This is a genomic window from Flavobacterium sp. SLB02, from assembly GCF_009664855.1.
Lineage (GTDB): Bacteria > Bacteroidota > Bacteroidia > Flavobacteriales > Flavobacteriaceae > Flavobacterium.
The window spans coordinates 5163942-5178601 of sequence record NZ_CP045928.1; the positions used below are offsets into that span (position 1 = coordinate 5163942).

Annotated in this window: 17 protein-coding genes; all 17 read left to right on the forward strand. The window is 33.6% G+C overall.

Annotated features, from left to right (window positions below; translation table 11 throughout):
* Positions 1-193 precede the first annotated feature (193 nt).
* The 17 genes from GIY83_RS19375 to GIY83_RS19455 all read left to right on the forward strand — a co-directional run bounded on the left by GIY83_RS19375 (position 194) and on the right by GIY83_RS19455 (position 14652).
* Positions 194-1834, forward strand: a complete 1641-nt coding sequence (locus GIY83_RS19375; RefSeq protein WP_208682960.1) for an NAD(P)/FAD-dependent oxidoreductase — start codon at positions 194-196, stop codon at positions 1832-1834.
* Between the two features lie 44 nt (positions 1835-1878).
* Positions 1879-2781, forward strand: a complete 903-nt coding sequence (locus GIY83_RS19380) for a dialkylrecorsinol condensing enzyme DarA (RefSeq protein WP_208682961.1) — start codon at positions 1879-1881, stop codon at positions 2779-2781.
* Between the two features lie 15 nt (positions 2782-2796).
* Positions 2797-3930 (forward strand): beta-ketoacyl-ACP synthase III, encoded by a 1134-nt coding sequence (locus GIY83_RS19385; protein ID WP_194615075.1) that lies wholly within the window; start codon positions 2797-2799, stop codon positions 3928-3930.
* A complete protein-coding gene (locus tag GIY83_RS19390; RefSeq protein ID WP_208682963.1) occupies positions 3930-4361 on the forward strand; it encodes a hypothetical protein in 432 nt (143 codons plus the stop codon). The genes GIY83_RS19385 and GIY83_RS19390 overlap by 1 nt, the downstream gene beginning before the upstream one ends.
* Before the next feature lie 8 nt (positions 4362-4369).
* Entirely contained in the window at positions 4370-4828 is a 459-nt protein-coding gene (locus GIY83_RS19395) for an ABC transporter permease (protein ID WP_194615284.1), read from the forward strand.
* Between the two features lie 325 nt (positions 4829-5153).
* Positions 5154-5558: a hypothetical protein gene (locus GIY83_RS19400; protein ID WP_208682965.1), complete on the forward strand. Its 405-nt coding sequence runs from the start codon at positions 5154-5156 to the stop codon at positions 5556-5558.
* Positions 5558-6556, forward strand: coding sequence for a BtrH N-terminal domain-containing protein (locus tag GIY83_RS19405; RefSeq protein ID WP_208682967.1), 999 nt, complete (start codon positions 5558-5560; stop codon positions 6554-6556). Before GIY83_RS19400 ends, GIY83_RS19405 begins: the two co-directional genes overlap by 1 nt.
* 6 nt (positions 6557-6562) lie before the next feature.
* Positions 6563-7315 (forward strand): ABC transporter ATP-binding protein, encoded by a 753-nt coding sequence (locus tag GIY83_RS19410; protein ID WP_194615071.1) that lies wholly within the window; start codon positions 6563-6565, stop codon positions 7313-7315.
* On the forward strand, positions 7305-8603 hold the full coding sequence (locus tag GIY83_RS19415; protein WP_208682969.1) for an ABC transporter permease: 1299 nt from the start codon (positions 7305-7307) through the stop codon (positions 8601-8603). The genes GIY83_RS19410 and GIY83_RS19415 overlap by 11 nt, the downstream gene beginning before the upstream one ends.
* Positions 8578-9027: a thioesterase family protein gene (locus tag GIY83_RS19420; RefSeq protein WP_065451727.1), complete on the forward strand. Its 450-nt coding sequence runs from the start codon at positions 8578-8580 to the stop codon at positions 9025-9027. Before GIY83_RS19415 ends, GIY83_RS19420 begins: the two co-directional genes overlap by 26 nt.
* A gap of 282 nt (positions 9028-9309) precedes the next feature.
* Positions 9310-10449: a beta-ketoacyl synthase N-terminal-like domain-containing protein gene (locus tag GIY83_RS19425; protein WP_208682971.1), complete on the forward strand. Its 1140-nt coding sequence runs from the start codon at positions 9310-9312 to the stop codon at positions 10447-10449.
* Positions 10450-10722: 273 nt separating this feature from the next.
* A complete protein-coding gene (locus GIY83_RS19430) occupies positions 10723-11403 on the forward strand; it encodes a hypothetical protein (RefSeq protein WP_208682972.1) in 681 nt (226 codons plus the stop codon).
* A 30-nt stretch (positions 11404-11433) separates the two neighbouring features.
* Positions 11434-11967, forward strand: a complete 534-nt coding sequence (locus GIY83_RS19435; protein WP_208682974.1) for a hypothetical protein — start codon at positions 11434-11436, stop codon at positions 11965-11967.
* Complete coding sequence (locus GIY83_RS19440; RefSeq protein ID WP_208682976.1) at positions 11964-12446, forward strand: hypothetical protein; 483 nt, start codon at positions 11964-11966, stop codon at positions 12444-12446. Before GIY83_RS19435 ends, GIY83_RS19440 begins: the two co-directional genes overlap by 4 nt.
* 2 nt (positions 12447-12448) lie before the next feature.
* Positions 12449-13066 (forward strand): 3-oxoacyl-ACP synthase, encoded by a 618-nt coding sequence (locus GIY83_RS19445; RefSeq protein WP_194615065.1) that lies wholly within the window; start codon positions 12449-12451, stop codon positions 13064-13066.
* Positions 13067-13068: 2 nt separating this feature from the next.
* Entirely contained in the window at positions 13069-13326 is a 258-nt protein-coding gene (locus GIY83_RS19450) for a phosphopantetheine-binding protein (RefSeq protein ID WP_017496902.1), read from the forward strand.
* A 129-nt stretch (positions 13327-13455) separates the two neighbouring features.
* Positions 13456-14652: a beta-ketoacyl-[acyl-carrier-protein] synthase family protein gene (locus GIY83_RS19455; RefSeq protein ID WP_208682978.1), complete on the forward strand. Its 1197-nt coding sequence runs from the start codon at positions 13456-13458 to the stop codon at positions 14650-14652.
* Positions 14653-14660: the final 8 nt, after the last annotated feature.

Genomic DNA, 14660 nt, shown 5'->3' on the forward strand with positions numbered 1-14660 from the left:
TTCGCCTGTTTGCTATCGCTCGGGTGGCAGATTACAGCAAATTTAATTTTAGATTTTTATTAAATTAATCTGTGCTTATCAGCTGAAATCTTTTTAAATCTGCCTGAAAAAATAATTCGTGAATTCGTGGCAAAAGTAAAAATCATTTAATTAAATGTCGTTCTTTTATACTTTACAATTCTTAAAGTAAAGTATGCAGGAATTTGACACAATAATTATTGGTTCCGGAGTTGGCGGATTGTCGACTGCGATATGTCTTGCAAGAGCCGGACAAAAAGTTTTGGTTCTCGAACAACATTATGTTCCCGGTGGCTGGAGTCACAGTTTTACTTTAAAAGGGCAGCGTTTTAGCCCGGGCGTACATTATGTAGGTCAACTTGAAGAAGGACAATCAACCAACGAATTGTACAGAGGTTTAGGAATTGCCAATGATATGGTTTTCTTTCGAATGAACAAAAACGCTTACGAACATTGTTTGATTGGAGACGAAACTTTCGATTTGCCTGCAGGAGTTCAAAATCTCAAAAAAAAGCTTTCCGATCATTTTCCACACGAAGAAAAAAACATCCATGAATATCTTTCACTGATTGAAAAAGTGAGTTCCGAATTGCAGCTGATTCCTAAATTAAAAGGCTTCTGGCAAAATATCACCGTTCCGTTTCGAACCAAGCATTTTGGCAAATTTGCGCTCTTTCCGTTAAAAAAAGTAATTGGCTGGCATGTAAAAGATCCGAAACTAAAAGCAGTCCTGAATATTCAATGTGGCGACCATGGACTTCCTCCGGCTCGTGCTTGTTTCCCGGTTCATTGTTCTGTAATGAGTCATTATTTTGATGGCGGATTTTACCCTATGGGCGGTGGCGGCGGAATTGTAAAAGCGATGACAAACGGCGTAAAAAGACATAACGGAGAAATCCGTGTACAACAAAACGTTCGCAAAATCATTATCGAAAATAAAAAAGCAGTAGGCATTCAGCTTGAAAATGGTAAAGAAATACGAGCCAAAAATATTGTTTCCAATGCTGATCCTTCGATTACTTATCTCAATTTAATTGATAAAGAACATCTTAGCAAATCACTTCTTAAGAAACTCGACAAAACAAAATATTCGGTTACTTCTTTAATTTTATTCCTTACGCTTGACATTGATGTTACATTATACAATATCGATTCCGGAAATTTCTGGATGATGAAAGATGAAAACGACGATGCTAATTTTGAAGATTTAATGAGTAGTAACATAGATTCAGGAGATTCATTTCCATCAGTATTTATTAGTTGTACCACACTCAAAGATCCGGCAAGTTTTAACGGGCGTTATCATAATTTTGAAATTGTAACGTATGTAAATTATGATCATCTGAAAGATTTTAATGGCTTAGATGATTATCACAATGAAGAGTATAAAATATTCAAAGAAAAAATCATCAATAAACTAATGAGCAATCTCGAAAAAATAATCCCAAATGCAAAAGAACATATTATTCAGGCAGAATTAGGAACTCCAAAAACCAATGAATTTTACATCAATTCGACAAAAGGAAATGTTTACGGAACCGAAAAAACACTAAATCAGGTTGGCCCTTTCTCTTATAAAAACAAAACCGAAATCGAAAATCTGTTTCTTTGTGGTGCCTGTACCTTATCTCATGGTGTTGCAGGTGCGACATATTCCGGTCTTGCCGCTGCCGCTGCAATTTTGGGCTGTACCTCTGATGATTTATTAATTGAAGACAAAAATCAAAAAATCAGAATCTATGATGCCGAAGATTCTGCCACATGGCCAGATTGGGTTCATACCAAACGATCCGATAAAATAAGGAAATTCGTTTAAAAAAAATACTTATTTTTGCGCAACCACCAAAGCCATCAAACCAAATGAAAAATGTTCTTGTTATTTATTATTCACAATCTGGACAATTAGAAGAAATTGCACGAAATATTGCAAAGCCTTTCTTAAATTCAGAAGAAATAAATGTAACGTTTCACGAAATACAATTAGAAAAACCTTTTCCATTTCCGTGGGATAAAGATTCTTTTTTTGATGCTTTCCCGGAATCTTTTCTTCAAATTCCAACAAAATTAAAACCCATTTCTGAGGAAATTTTAAATACAAAATTCGACTTGGTTTTATTTCATTACCAGGTTTGGTATTTGTCTCCATCGATCCCTATCAATTCCTTTTTGAAAAGTGATGATGCAAAAAAAATACTTAACAATACACCTGTTGTTACCATAAGTGGTTCCCGTAATATGTGGATTATGGCGCAGGAAAAAATCAAAACATTACTAAAAGAAGCCAACGCAAAATTGGTAGGAAATGTAGCCCTGGTAGATCGCGTTGGAAATTTAATCAGTGTAATTACCATTGTAGAATGGATGTTTTCCGGAGTTAAGAAAAAACATTGGGGAATTTTACCTCTACCCGGAGTTTCTGATAAAGATATTCAGGAGTCTGATAAATTTGGAGAAGTCATTGTTTCTGCATTAAACCAGAATAATTTTGAAGATTTACAACCAAAATTACTTGCAAACGGCGCTGTAAAAATCAGTCCGTATCTCGTTACTGTAGACAAAACCGCGAATAAAATTTTCAATAAATGGTCGAATCTAATTTATAAACATCAAAAAAACAGAAAACAGCTTCTTAAAGTATTTAATGTTTATTTATTCCTCGCAATATGGTTAATCTCACCAATAGTATATATATTGCACCTTATTACCTACCCTTTTAAGTTAAAAACCATAAAAAAAGAAACTCAATATTATCAAGGAGTTTAGAATACGAATTAGATTATGTTTGAAGTATATATTACCAAAGCCGCAAAGTATTTGCCAAATGAAGCTGTCTCGAATGATGAGATGGAAGACTATTTAGGACTCATTAATGATGCCGCTTCTAAAGCAAGACGCATTATTTTGCGCAATAATAAAATCACAAGTCGTTATTACGCCATAGATAAAACCGGAAAAAGTACCCATAATAATGCTGAGTTAACAAAAAATGCTGTTGTGCAATTGTTTGATGAACACTTTACAGCCCAAGATCTTGAAGTGCTTTCATGCGGAACCTCAACACCTGATGTTTTCCTGCCTTCACACGCTGCAATGGTTCATGGTTTATTAAAAAATAAATCGGTAGAATTAAATTCATCCACTGGTGTTTGCTGCGCCGGAATGAATTCATTAAAATTTGGTTTCTTATCGATAAGATCAGGAAATTCTAAAAATGCGATTTGCACAGGATCAGAAAAAGTTTCATCATGGTTGAATGCTCAAATGTACAACCACGAAGCAGCAAACTTAAAAAGCCTTGAAGAGCAACCTATTATTGCCTTCAAAAAAGATTTTTTACGCTGGATGTTGTCTGACGGAGCCGGAGCTTTTTTATTAGAAAATAAACCAAGAGGTCCTATTTCTCTAAAAATAGAATGGATGGAAGCTTTTTCGTATGCTTACGAATTAGAAACCTGCATGTACGCCGGTGGAGATAAATTAGAAAATGGCGAAATTAAATCATGGAGCGATTATCCTCCGGAACAATGGTTAAACGAATCTGTTTTTGCCATTAAACAAGATGTAAAATTACTGGATGAATTTATACTTTCTAAAGGAGCTGAAAGTATGAGCGATGCCATGTCTAAAAATAATATTAGTTCAGATCAGGTCGATTATTTTATTCCTCACGTTTCTTCGAACTTTTTTGTCGAAGGTTTAAAGAAAGGGTTAACGGAAAAAGGAATCGGAATGGCGGATGAAAAATGGTTCATGAATCTTTCGAGAGTAGGAAATGTAGGTTCTGCCTCTATTTATCTGGCTTTGGAAGAATTGATGAATTCAGGAAATTTAAAAAAAGGAGATCGTATTCTTTTATCTGTTCCTGAAAGTGGAAGATTCTCGTTTGCATATGCTTATTTAACCGTTTGCTAATGGAGACGACATTACTTTTAGAAAAAGAAGCTGTCGAAAATTTACTGCCGCAAAAGTTTCCTTTTGTGATGGTCGATAAAATGTATTCGTATACCGAAACCTCCTTAATTGCCGGTTTAGAGATTAAAAAAGATAATATTTTTTTTGACAACGATACTTTTCTTGAAGCAGGTTTAATCGAACATATGGCGCAATCTGTGGCTTTGCATACAGGTTATCAATTTTTCCTGAAAAACGAAACAGCTCCAACAGGATATATTGGTTCTATCAAGGAAATTGAGATTAAAAAGCTGCCAAAAATCAATGATACGATTCAATCTACCATCACTATTTTGCAGGAATTTGCAGGAATTACTTTGGTAGATGTTGTAACGTATTTGAATAATGAAGAAATTGCTAACGGACAAATGAAAACTGTTTTAGCGAAATGATAGCAGCAATGAAAACCGGAGTTGATATACAAAATTATTTACCGCACCGTGCGCCAATGCTCATGGTGGATTTAATTTTGGATATAGATGCCAACTTCGTAGAAACTACTTTCCTGATAAAAGAGGATAATGTTTTTATCGATAATAACGTTTTTATCGAAGCGGGTTTAATTGAAAACACAGCACAAACCTGTTCGTCTATTGTAGGTAAAAAGTATTTTTTTGACGAAGACGGAACAGAAAATGAGAACGTAAATGTATTGGGTTTTATCAGTGCGATAAAAAACCTTAAAATACATTTATTGCCAAAAGTGGGTGATACGATTATTACAAAAGCAACTTTGGTTTCAAAATTCGAAGGCGATGATTATACTTTGTGCACCATGCGCTGCGAAAGTATATGGGGACATAAATTACTTTTAGAATGCGAAATTAATTTATTCATTCAGAAGATCATTTCGGTGTAAATGAATGCGAAAAAAATCATTTTGCATTTATTAATCCGGATTGGGATTTTAGTTCTTCTAGTGGGATCGGTTTTTTTACTTTGGTACCTTACCTTTGATCCTCATAAAAATTGTGATGCAAACGACCATAGACATGTTGATGGTGGTTTAGGAATGTTTATTATGGCATATATTGTAGTCCAGGCTTTTTATTTAGGATTACTAATAGAAATGATATATTTATTTGTGAAGAAAAAACAAAATTTAGCCTTCGCAAATCTGGGATTTTTAATGATTAGTTTATGTATTGTTTTAGGCTCTATATATCTAATAAATTAATAATGAAATGGAAAAAGAAAAAGTACCACAAGATAAAAGTAACTTAACAAAAAACAACGTTAAAGAACTTTTGTATGCTACCGATGCGGATGGCAATTATACAACAACTCTAAGTACCGGCTGGGAACCCAAAACCATCGCACTTTCAAATTCAATAGACGAAATAAACGAACGAATTGCCGAAGCAAAAATGCAAGTCGAAATTGGCGAAGTAAGCCCGATTTGTTATTATATGGAAGTCAACAAAATGGATCTTACTATTCTATCCAGTTATGTTGGAATGTGGAAATGGCGCGTAACAAGACATTTTAAACCAACCGTTTTTGCTAAATTAAGCGAATCGATCCTAAAAAAATATGCCGATGCTTTTGAGATTTCGGTAGCCGAATTAAAAAATATTAAAACAGACTAATGCAAATCAATTTTACACATCATCAATCTGCTCATTGTGAGAACGGAGTAGCTTCGAATTTGTTAAAAAACAACGGACTGAACATCAGCGAACCGATGGTTTTTGGTATTGGCTCTGGACTTTTTTTCGTGTATTTGCCTTTTATAAAAGTCAATTACGCACCCGCAATCAGCTATAGAACTTTGCCCGGACAAATTTTTAATAAACTGGCTAATCGTTTAAACTTAAAAATAAAAAGACAAAAATTTTCTTCTCCGGCAAATGCAAATAAAGCTTTAGATGAAAATTTAAAAAATAACATTCCAACCGGATTACAAGTTGGCGTGTATCATTTGAGTTATTTTCCTGATGAATACCGTTTTCATTTCAATGCGCATAATTTAGTCGTTTACGGAAAAACCGAAACTGATTATTTGGTGAGCGATCCCGTTATGGAAACCGTTACGACTTTAACGCATGATGAATTAGACAAAGTCCGTTTTGCCAAAGGTGCTTTTGCTCCAAGAGGACAAATGTATTACCCAATTCATATCCCGAAAGAAGTTGATTTAAAAAGTGCGATCATCAAAGGAATCAAAAATACCTGTCGCGATATGTTGGCGCCAATGCCAATTGTTGGTGTACGCGGAATAAAATTCGTGTCGAAACAAATCCGTAAATGGCCGGTAAAACACGGTACCAAAAAAGCCAATCATTACCTGGCACAAATGGTTCGTATGCAGGAAGAAATAGGAACAGGCGGCGGAGGATTTCGTTTTATATATGCTGCTTTTTTACAAGAAGCTTCGGTTATTTTAAATAATGAAGAATTGAAAACTCTTTCTAAAGAAATGACACAAATTGGAGATTCATGGCGTGATTTTGCAGTTGAAGCTTCGAGAATTTACAAAAACCGAAGTGCCAAAGAAGATGCCTACAATACCATTGCCGATGAACTTTTGAGCATCGCCAATAGAGAAGAAATCTTTTTCAAAAAACTAAAAAAAGCCATTAGCTAATATATTTTGCAACCGATTATAAAAATAGAATCCCTTTCGAAAAAGTACAAAGATGCAGACCAGTATTCTTTGAACAACGTTTCGCTGGATATAAACGAAGGACAGATTTTTGGTTTACTTGGGCCAAACGGTGCCGGAAAAACCACTTTAATCTCCATGCTTTGCGGATTGATCAAACCCACTTCAGGACATTTCACAATTGATAGTCTGAACTATACGAATCATTCCTCCAAAATTAAAAAAATCATAGGGGTTGTTCCCCAGGAATATGCTTTATATCCAACGCTTACAGCGAGAGAAAATCTACATTATTTTGGAAGTATGTACGGCTTAAAAGGTGCATACTTAAAAGATAAAGTCGTTGAAACTTTAGACCTTTTGGGTTTACTAAAATTCGCTGACAAACGCATCGAAACTTTTTCGGGCGGAATGAAACGAAGAGTCAATTTGATAGCGGGAATTTTGCACAATCCTAAAGTTTTGTTTTTAGATGAGCCAACCGTTGGTGTTGATGTTCAGTCTAAAAATGCCATTATTGATTATTTGAAAGTTCTCAATCAAAACGGAACTACGATTATATATACGTCACATCATTTGGCTGAAGCCGAAGATTTCTGTACCAATATTGCCATTCTGGACCGAGGTAGAATTTATGCGCAGGGAACGCCGTCAAGTTTAATTGACTCGACAGATGAAGCTAGAAATCTGGAGGAAGTTTTTATTTCATTAACCGGTAAAGATTTTAGAGATGGTCAATAAAATTTGGATGTCGGTCGTAAAAGAATTTCTACTGCTTAAACGAGATTTAGGCGGATTGATTATTTTGTTTATCATGCCGCTGGTTTTGGTTATTACGGTAACTTTAATTCAGGACAGTACTTTTAAAACCATTAGCGATAATAAAATTCCGATTTTATTGGTCGATAAGGATAAAGGCTCTGTATCGAAAACTGTTTTTGATAATCTTGAAAAAAGCAATTTGTTTAGTGTTGTTACCCAAATAGATAATCAGCCTATTACCGAAGAATTAGCGAAAGAAGCCGTTTATAAAGGAAAATTTCAGTTGGCAATTGTAATTCCGGAAAATCTAAGCGTTGATTTGCAAACCAAAATCGATCAGAATGTTGAGAACATCATCAGTAAAATGGGCTTAACAGAAACCGATACAACCGATACAACCGCTCAAGCTGAAAAGCATAAAGTAATAAAAGAAAAAGAAGTGAAATTGTATTTTGATCCGGCGGTTCAAATGAGTTTCAAAAATGCCGTGATGAGTTCGATTGATAAGATGATTTCACAAATCGAAACCAAATCAATTTACACTACTTTTCAAAATCAATTGGGAGAAGGAACTGTCGAATTCGATCAAAAGAGTTTTATTACTTTCAAAGAAATAATTCCAAAAATCAACAATAAAGAAGTGCGTCCCAACTCGGTACAACACAACGTTCCGGCCTGGACCCTTTTTGCGATATTTTTTATCGTGATTCCGTTGTCTATTAATATTGTAAAAGAAAAATCACAAGGAACATTCGTTCGATTATTGACCAATCCGGTTTCTAATTTGGTGGTGATTATGGGTAAAACCATTACTTATTCTGCCATTTGTATGATTCAGTTTTATATGATGGTGGCTGTGGCGGTATTTTTATTTCCACATATTGGTTTGCCATCTTTAAATATCGAAGGGCATTTATTTTTAATGAGTGTTGTCGCTTTATTTTCTGGTTTTGCTGCCATTGGGTTCGGAATTTTATTAGGAACTGTTGCGAACACACAAGAACAATCTGCTCCTTTTGGCGCAACAAGCGTACTTATTCTGGCTGCCGTTGGTGGTGTTTGGGTGCCTGTTTTTGCCATGCCAACCATCATGCAGTATATCGCAAAATCATCACCCATGAATTGGGGATTAGAAGCTTTTTACGATGTTCTATTACGCAACGTTTCTTTCCTTGAAATCATCCCAAAAATAAGTTTGTTATTTTTGTTCTTTATTATCACAACATCCATTGCCTTATTTTATGACAAAAAGAAAAGAACAGTATAACGAAGCCACTGAACTAACCGTTTCTCACGAAATCAGAATTCGTTTTAACGAAACTGATCCGCTTGGAATCGTTTGGCATGGCAACTATATCACCTATTTTGAAGATGGACGAGAAGCGTTTGGCCGCCAACACGGACTTACTTATTTAGATATTGGCAATACGGGTTATACTACTCCAATTGTAAAATCGAAATGCGAACATAAATTGTCTTTACGCTACGGCGATGTCGTAACCATAGAAACAACGGTTGTTGATACTCCCGCTGCCAAAATGATTTACCGTTTTAGAATAATCGATGCAAAAGGCGAAGTGGCCTGCACCGGTGAAACTGTTCAGGTTTTTCTGGATGGCGACGGAAATTTAATGTTGACGAATCCTCCTTTCTACGAAGAATGGAAAAGAAAAGTGGGATTACTAAAGTAAAACACGAATTACACTAATTTTCACGAATTAAAAATTAATAAAAATCCGTGCAAATCTGTTCAATCCGTAAAATCTGTGTGCAAAAAAATTTAAACACATAGAATCATAGAATTTAAAAAGTGAATAAAAGAATTAAATAAAATCTAGATTTTACACATAGGTGTGTTTGTTTAAACAAATGAAATGCCTTTTTCAAACAAACCAAACTATGTATCTATGTGTTAAAAGAAATATACCTACGAGGTTTTGAAAACCTTTCAGGAAAAATTTAAGAAGTATAAAATGTTAAAAGAAGTATATATCACCGAAACCAATTGTATCACGCCTTTAGGATTTGATGTTCAATCGAACGTCGAAGCGATTGTTCGTGGTGATTCCGGTATTCAATTGCACAATGATATTGCTTTGATGACAGCGTCATTTTATGCTTCGATTATTAGCAATGAAAAAATAAACAGTGCTTTTGAAAAAATTAGCACTGCTACCAAATATTCTCGTTTAGAGAAAATGATGATTCTGGCTTTAGAGCCAATTGTCAAAAATTCTCAAATCGAATTAAACTCGAAAACTGCTTTTATACTTTCGACTACAAAAGGAAATGTTACAGCATTAAAAAATGATTCAGAGGAAAGTTTCAATAGTGCACATTTAGATGTTTTAGCAAAAAATGTTGCTGACTTCTTCAGATTCAAAACACAACCTATCGTAGTTTCGAATGCTTGCGTTTCCGGAATTTTAGCTGTTTCGGTGGCTAAAAGAATGATTCAGTCTGAGTTGTATGACAATGTATTTGTTGTAGCCGGAGATGAAGTTTCAGAATTTGTTTTATCAGGTTTTAATTCATTTCAGGCCATGAGCGATTTACCTTGTAAACCCTATTCTAAAAACAGAACCGGAGTAAGTTTAGGCGAAGCAACCGCTGCTGTTTTAATTTCGGCGAATCCAGCAACTGCAAAAATAAAAGTGATTGGAGACAGTTCGATAAACGATGCCAACCATATTTCGGGTCCGTCAAGAACGGGTGAAGGTTTGTTTAGAAGTATTCAGAATGCTTTGAAAGAAGCCCAAATTGACGCAGACAAAATCGATTATATTTCAGCACACGGAACCGCAACTCCGTTCAACGACGAAATGGAAGCCATTGCATTAAATCGTTTAGGTTTGCAAAATGTTCCTATAAATAGTTTAAAAGGTTTTTACGGTCATACATTAGGCGCTTCGGGATTGTTGGAAACAGTAATTGGGATAGAATCAGTAAACCAAAATACACTTTTTGAATCGAAAGGTTTTGATGAAATGGGTGTAAGTGAATCGATTAATGTTATTGAGAAAAATGAACAAGCGGATATTGAGTATTTTTTAAAAACGGCTTCTGGTTTTGGCGGTTGTAATACAGCTGTGGTTTTTGAAAAGATAAAGTAGACGATAATAAAATTATTTAGTAAAGAATGCTGAACAGTTTAATTCTCTTTCTTCCAAAATAGTATTAACAATTTTAATGATTTTTATTTTTGAAACATCTTGATTTTCTAAAGCCATTGTAGAATAGACAGTACTAACAAGAACTTTTGACAAAAAGCTTTTTTGTTTTAATTGCAGATATTTTTCGTAGAATTTCATAGAATGTCAAATCTATAAAATTTAATTCCAACTTGTAAATAAATCTTACAAGTTCAATATAGTCGAAAGTAATAAATGAAATTATCAAAAGTCATATTTATAGTTTTTATTCTGCTTTCTCTTTTTGGATGTATAAAGGAGAAAATAGATGAACTACAATTTGAAAAAGATGTCTTAAATAATGTCTTTGTCGAAATTGTAGATTCTATTTATATGGATCGAAGAGTTATACTTCCTCCACGAACGCTAAGAATTGAGTTTAAAACTAATAAAGAGGATACTATTGGATTTCATAAAGAATTAAAGGAATATTGGCGTGATCGGGACAGCATCAAAAATGATAAAACAAGAATACTAATTGGTGTCTATGATCATGTAACAAAAATTAGTCCTCAAGAAAATGAGATAATTATTAAAGAAATTAATCTTTCAGATTATACCTATGAAATTTCAAAAGAAAGAGACGAATTTACTGTTGATTTGGCCCAATTTAAAAATAATAAAAAATTCGATTTTCAATATCTATCAAAATTTCCTCCTGTAAATGTTTGGGACTTAAACGACAAAAAAAGTTATATGCCTGTTGGAGCTTTGGGAATTTCAAGAATTCAGTTTAATAAAACAAAAACTCGTGGAGTTTTGTCAGCAAGTGCTTCTTGTGGTGGCGGAAGATGTGGAAGAGGTTTTTTAATTATAATTGAAAACAAATCCGGAAAATGGAAAATTGCCGAAGTTATTCATACTTGGGAGTCTTAAATTGAATTTTAAAACAAAACAGATTTAAGAATGAGAAGTTTAAAAAACCTAAATGTTAGCAAAAGCATAGAACGGAATAAATTAGTTTATTCCGAAAGTTGGTTAGATAAATTTGGTTCATTCGTTTTTTATCTATTTTGTTGTGCCGGTTTTATATGCCCTTTTTTAATTTTTTATGATCCTTATCGTGATCATTCAAAAACAGGATATGAATATTATTTGGTTTTTATTTTAAGCATTTTTTTTGTGTATTCTTTTTATAGAAAAGCAACCGAAAAAAAACTTATAAAAATTGTAAGTAAATACGATGTCGAAGAAAACAAATTATTAATTAATGAATATTGTAAAAAAAAAGGCTTTGAAAAGTATAGAAATTCAAACAATGTTATAATTTACAACACAGAAATGACATACAATTTTAGTCCAAATTATAAAATAAGTAGAATTTTTCTTTTAAAAGAAAATATAATTTATTTCACGATTATAAGAGAAAACAAATTAAATACACCTGTTCTTTTTTCACAAATAAGTTTAAAAAGAGATATTAAAAATTTATGCCAATGAGATTAGACGAATCCCTTTTTGAAGAAGCATTAAAAATTCAGAATTTTGATTATGTAGCTGATGTAGTTAAAGTAACCGATAAAACTATTGAATTTTTTGAAAGTTTTAATCTGTCTCAGGATTTAATAGATTTTTTTAAAACATTTTCCTTTAGGGAAGGGATAGAATTTGGAAATATCTATTTTAATTGTGTTAATGAAATACGGGTTGAAAATCTTGAAGAAGAAAATAAAAAAATCTATAAAAAAGATTTGCTAATAATTGGTGCAGGTGCAAATGGCGATCCAATTGTTTTAAATACAAAAACATTGAATGTCGGATATATTTTTCATGATATTCTTTGGGAAGAAGAGAATATTGAAGATTTAAATAAAGTTTATATTGATTTAAAAATGAGTATTGGAACTTTCTTTTATAAATCATTAACAGAAGAAGATTTTCCTATTGATGCTTATGAAGCAGAAGATTACATAAAATAACAATGACTCAAAATAAAACATACATACAATCCTACATCACCATCCAAAACAACGAAATCGTTTTGAACGGAACTTCTGTATTCAAAATTGAACCAACCGATTTTGCTGATTTCTCGAAACAAGCCTATCGCAACTTTGACATTCAATATCCAAAGTTTTTTAAAATGGATGCTTTGAGTAAACTGGCTTTTTTAGGATCTGAATTGCTTTTGAGCCCGATAACTTCAACTGAACAAGAAAATAATATTGCTTTGGTTTTGGCCAATAAATCGTCAAGTTTAGATACTGATATTAAGTATCAGGAATCGATTTCAGACAAAGAAAACTATTTTCCGAGTCCGGCGGTTTTTGTTTATACATTGCCAAATATTTGTTTGGGCGAAATAAGTATTCGTCATCAGCTTAAAAGTGAGAATTCTTTCTTTATATTTGATGCTTTCAATACTGAATTTCTGTTTAACTATTCAGGCATTCTGTTAAACACAAATAAAGCTGATACAGTTCTTTGTGGCTGGGTGGAATTTTTTAATGAGAGTTATAAAGCGTTTCTTTGCACGATTAGCGAAGAAGAAAACGAAAAATATAAAAACGAAAATATCAATACATTATATAATAAATAATCATGGAAGCATTAAAAGAAGAATTAAAAAATAAAATCATTACCACTCTTAACCTTGAAGATATTGCAATCGAAGATATTGCTGATAACGATCCTTTGTTTGGAGATGGTTTAGGTTTAGACTCCATTGATGCTCTTGAATTAATTGTGATTTTAGATAAAGATTACGGAATTAAATTGGTAGATCCGAAAGAAGGAAAAACAATTTTCCAATCTATCGAAACTATGGCGGCTTATATTAGCGCTAACAGAACTAAATAGATTACTTAGACTGGCTTAGATTTTTAGACTTCTTAGACTAAAAACTGTCTAAATCCAGAAATCAAAAAATCTAAGCCACTCAAAAATCTAAGAAGTCTAAGCAAGTCTAAAAATTTAAGAAGTCTAAAAATGAAAGGTGTTGCAATAACGGGAATGGGAATCATCTCTTCGATTGGAAATTCAGTCGAAGAAAATTATACTTCGTTGATCGAAAATAAAATTGGCATTTCTCGTATCACAAATATTTCGACAGTTCACGCAGATGTTATTAAAGTAGGAGAAATTAAAAAAACCAATGAAGAATTGGTTAAAGAATTGAACCTTACTCCAGATAATAATTTTTCGAGAACGGCGATGATCGCGACTTTGGCAGCAAAACAAGCTGTTGAAAATGCAGGAATTACATCGATAAACGAATTCAGAACCGGGCTTATTTCAGCTACAAGTGTAGGTGGAATGGACATGACCGAAAGACATTATTACGATTATTTCACACATCCTGAACTGGTTAAATACATTACTTGTCATGATGGCGGCGATGTTGCGGATAAGATTGCGCAAGAACTAGGTTTAAAAGGAATGGTTACCACAATTAGTACGGCCTGTTCATCTGCGGCAAACTCGATTATGTTGGGTGCCAGATTAATTAAAACCGGAAAATTAGATCGCGTGATTGTGGGCGGAGCCGACGGTTTGGCAAAATTCACGATTAACGGATTTAAAACTTTGATGATTTTATCTGACGATTTCAACAAACCTTTTGACAACGAACGCAAAGGATTAAACCTGGGCGAAGCTGCAGCATATTTGGTTTTAGAATCGGATGAAATTGTAGCGAAACAAAATAAAAAAGTTCTGGCAAGAGTTTCTGGTTACGGAAATGCAAATGATGCTTTTCACCAAACTGCTTCTTCGGAAAATGGTGATGGCGCTTATTTGGCCATGAAAAAAGCTTTTGAAGTTTCGGGTTTAAAACCTTCTCAAATCGACTATATCAACGTACATGGAACGGCAACTCCAAATAACGATTTATCTGAAGGAAGAGCGTTGTTGAGAATCTATCAGGATGAAAAAGTTCCCGATTTTAGTTCGACAAAGCCTTTTACCGGACATACTTTGGCAGCAGCTGCAGCAATTGAAGCTGTTTACAGTGTTTTGGCGATTCAGAATAATGTGGTGTATCCAAACTTGAATTTCGAAAATCCAATGGAAGAATTTGATTTGCAACCGCAGACTTCGTTAAAAAATAAAAACATCGAACACGTTTTATCCAACTCTTTTGGTTTTGGAGGAAATTGTTCCACTCTTATATTTTCAAAAAGCTAAAATGAAAT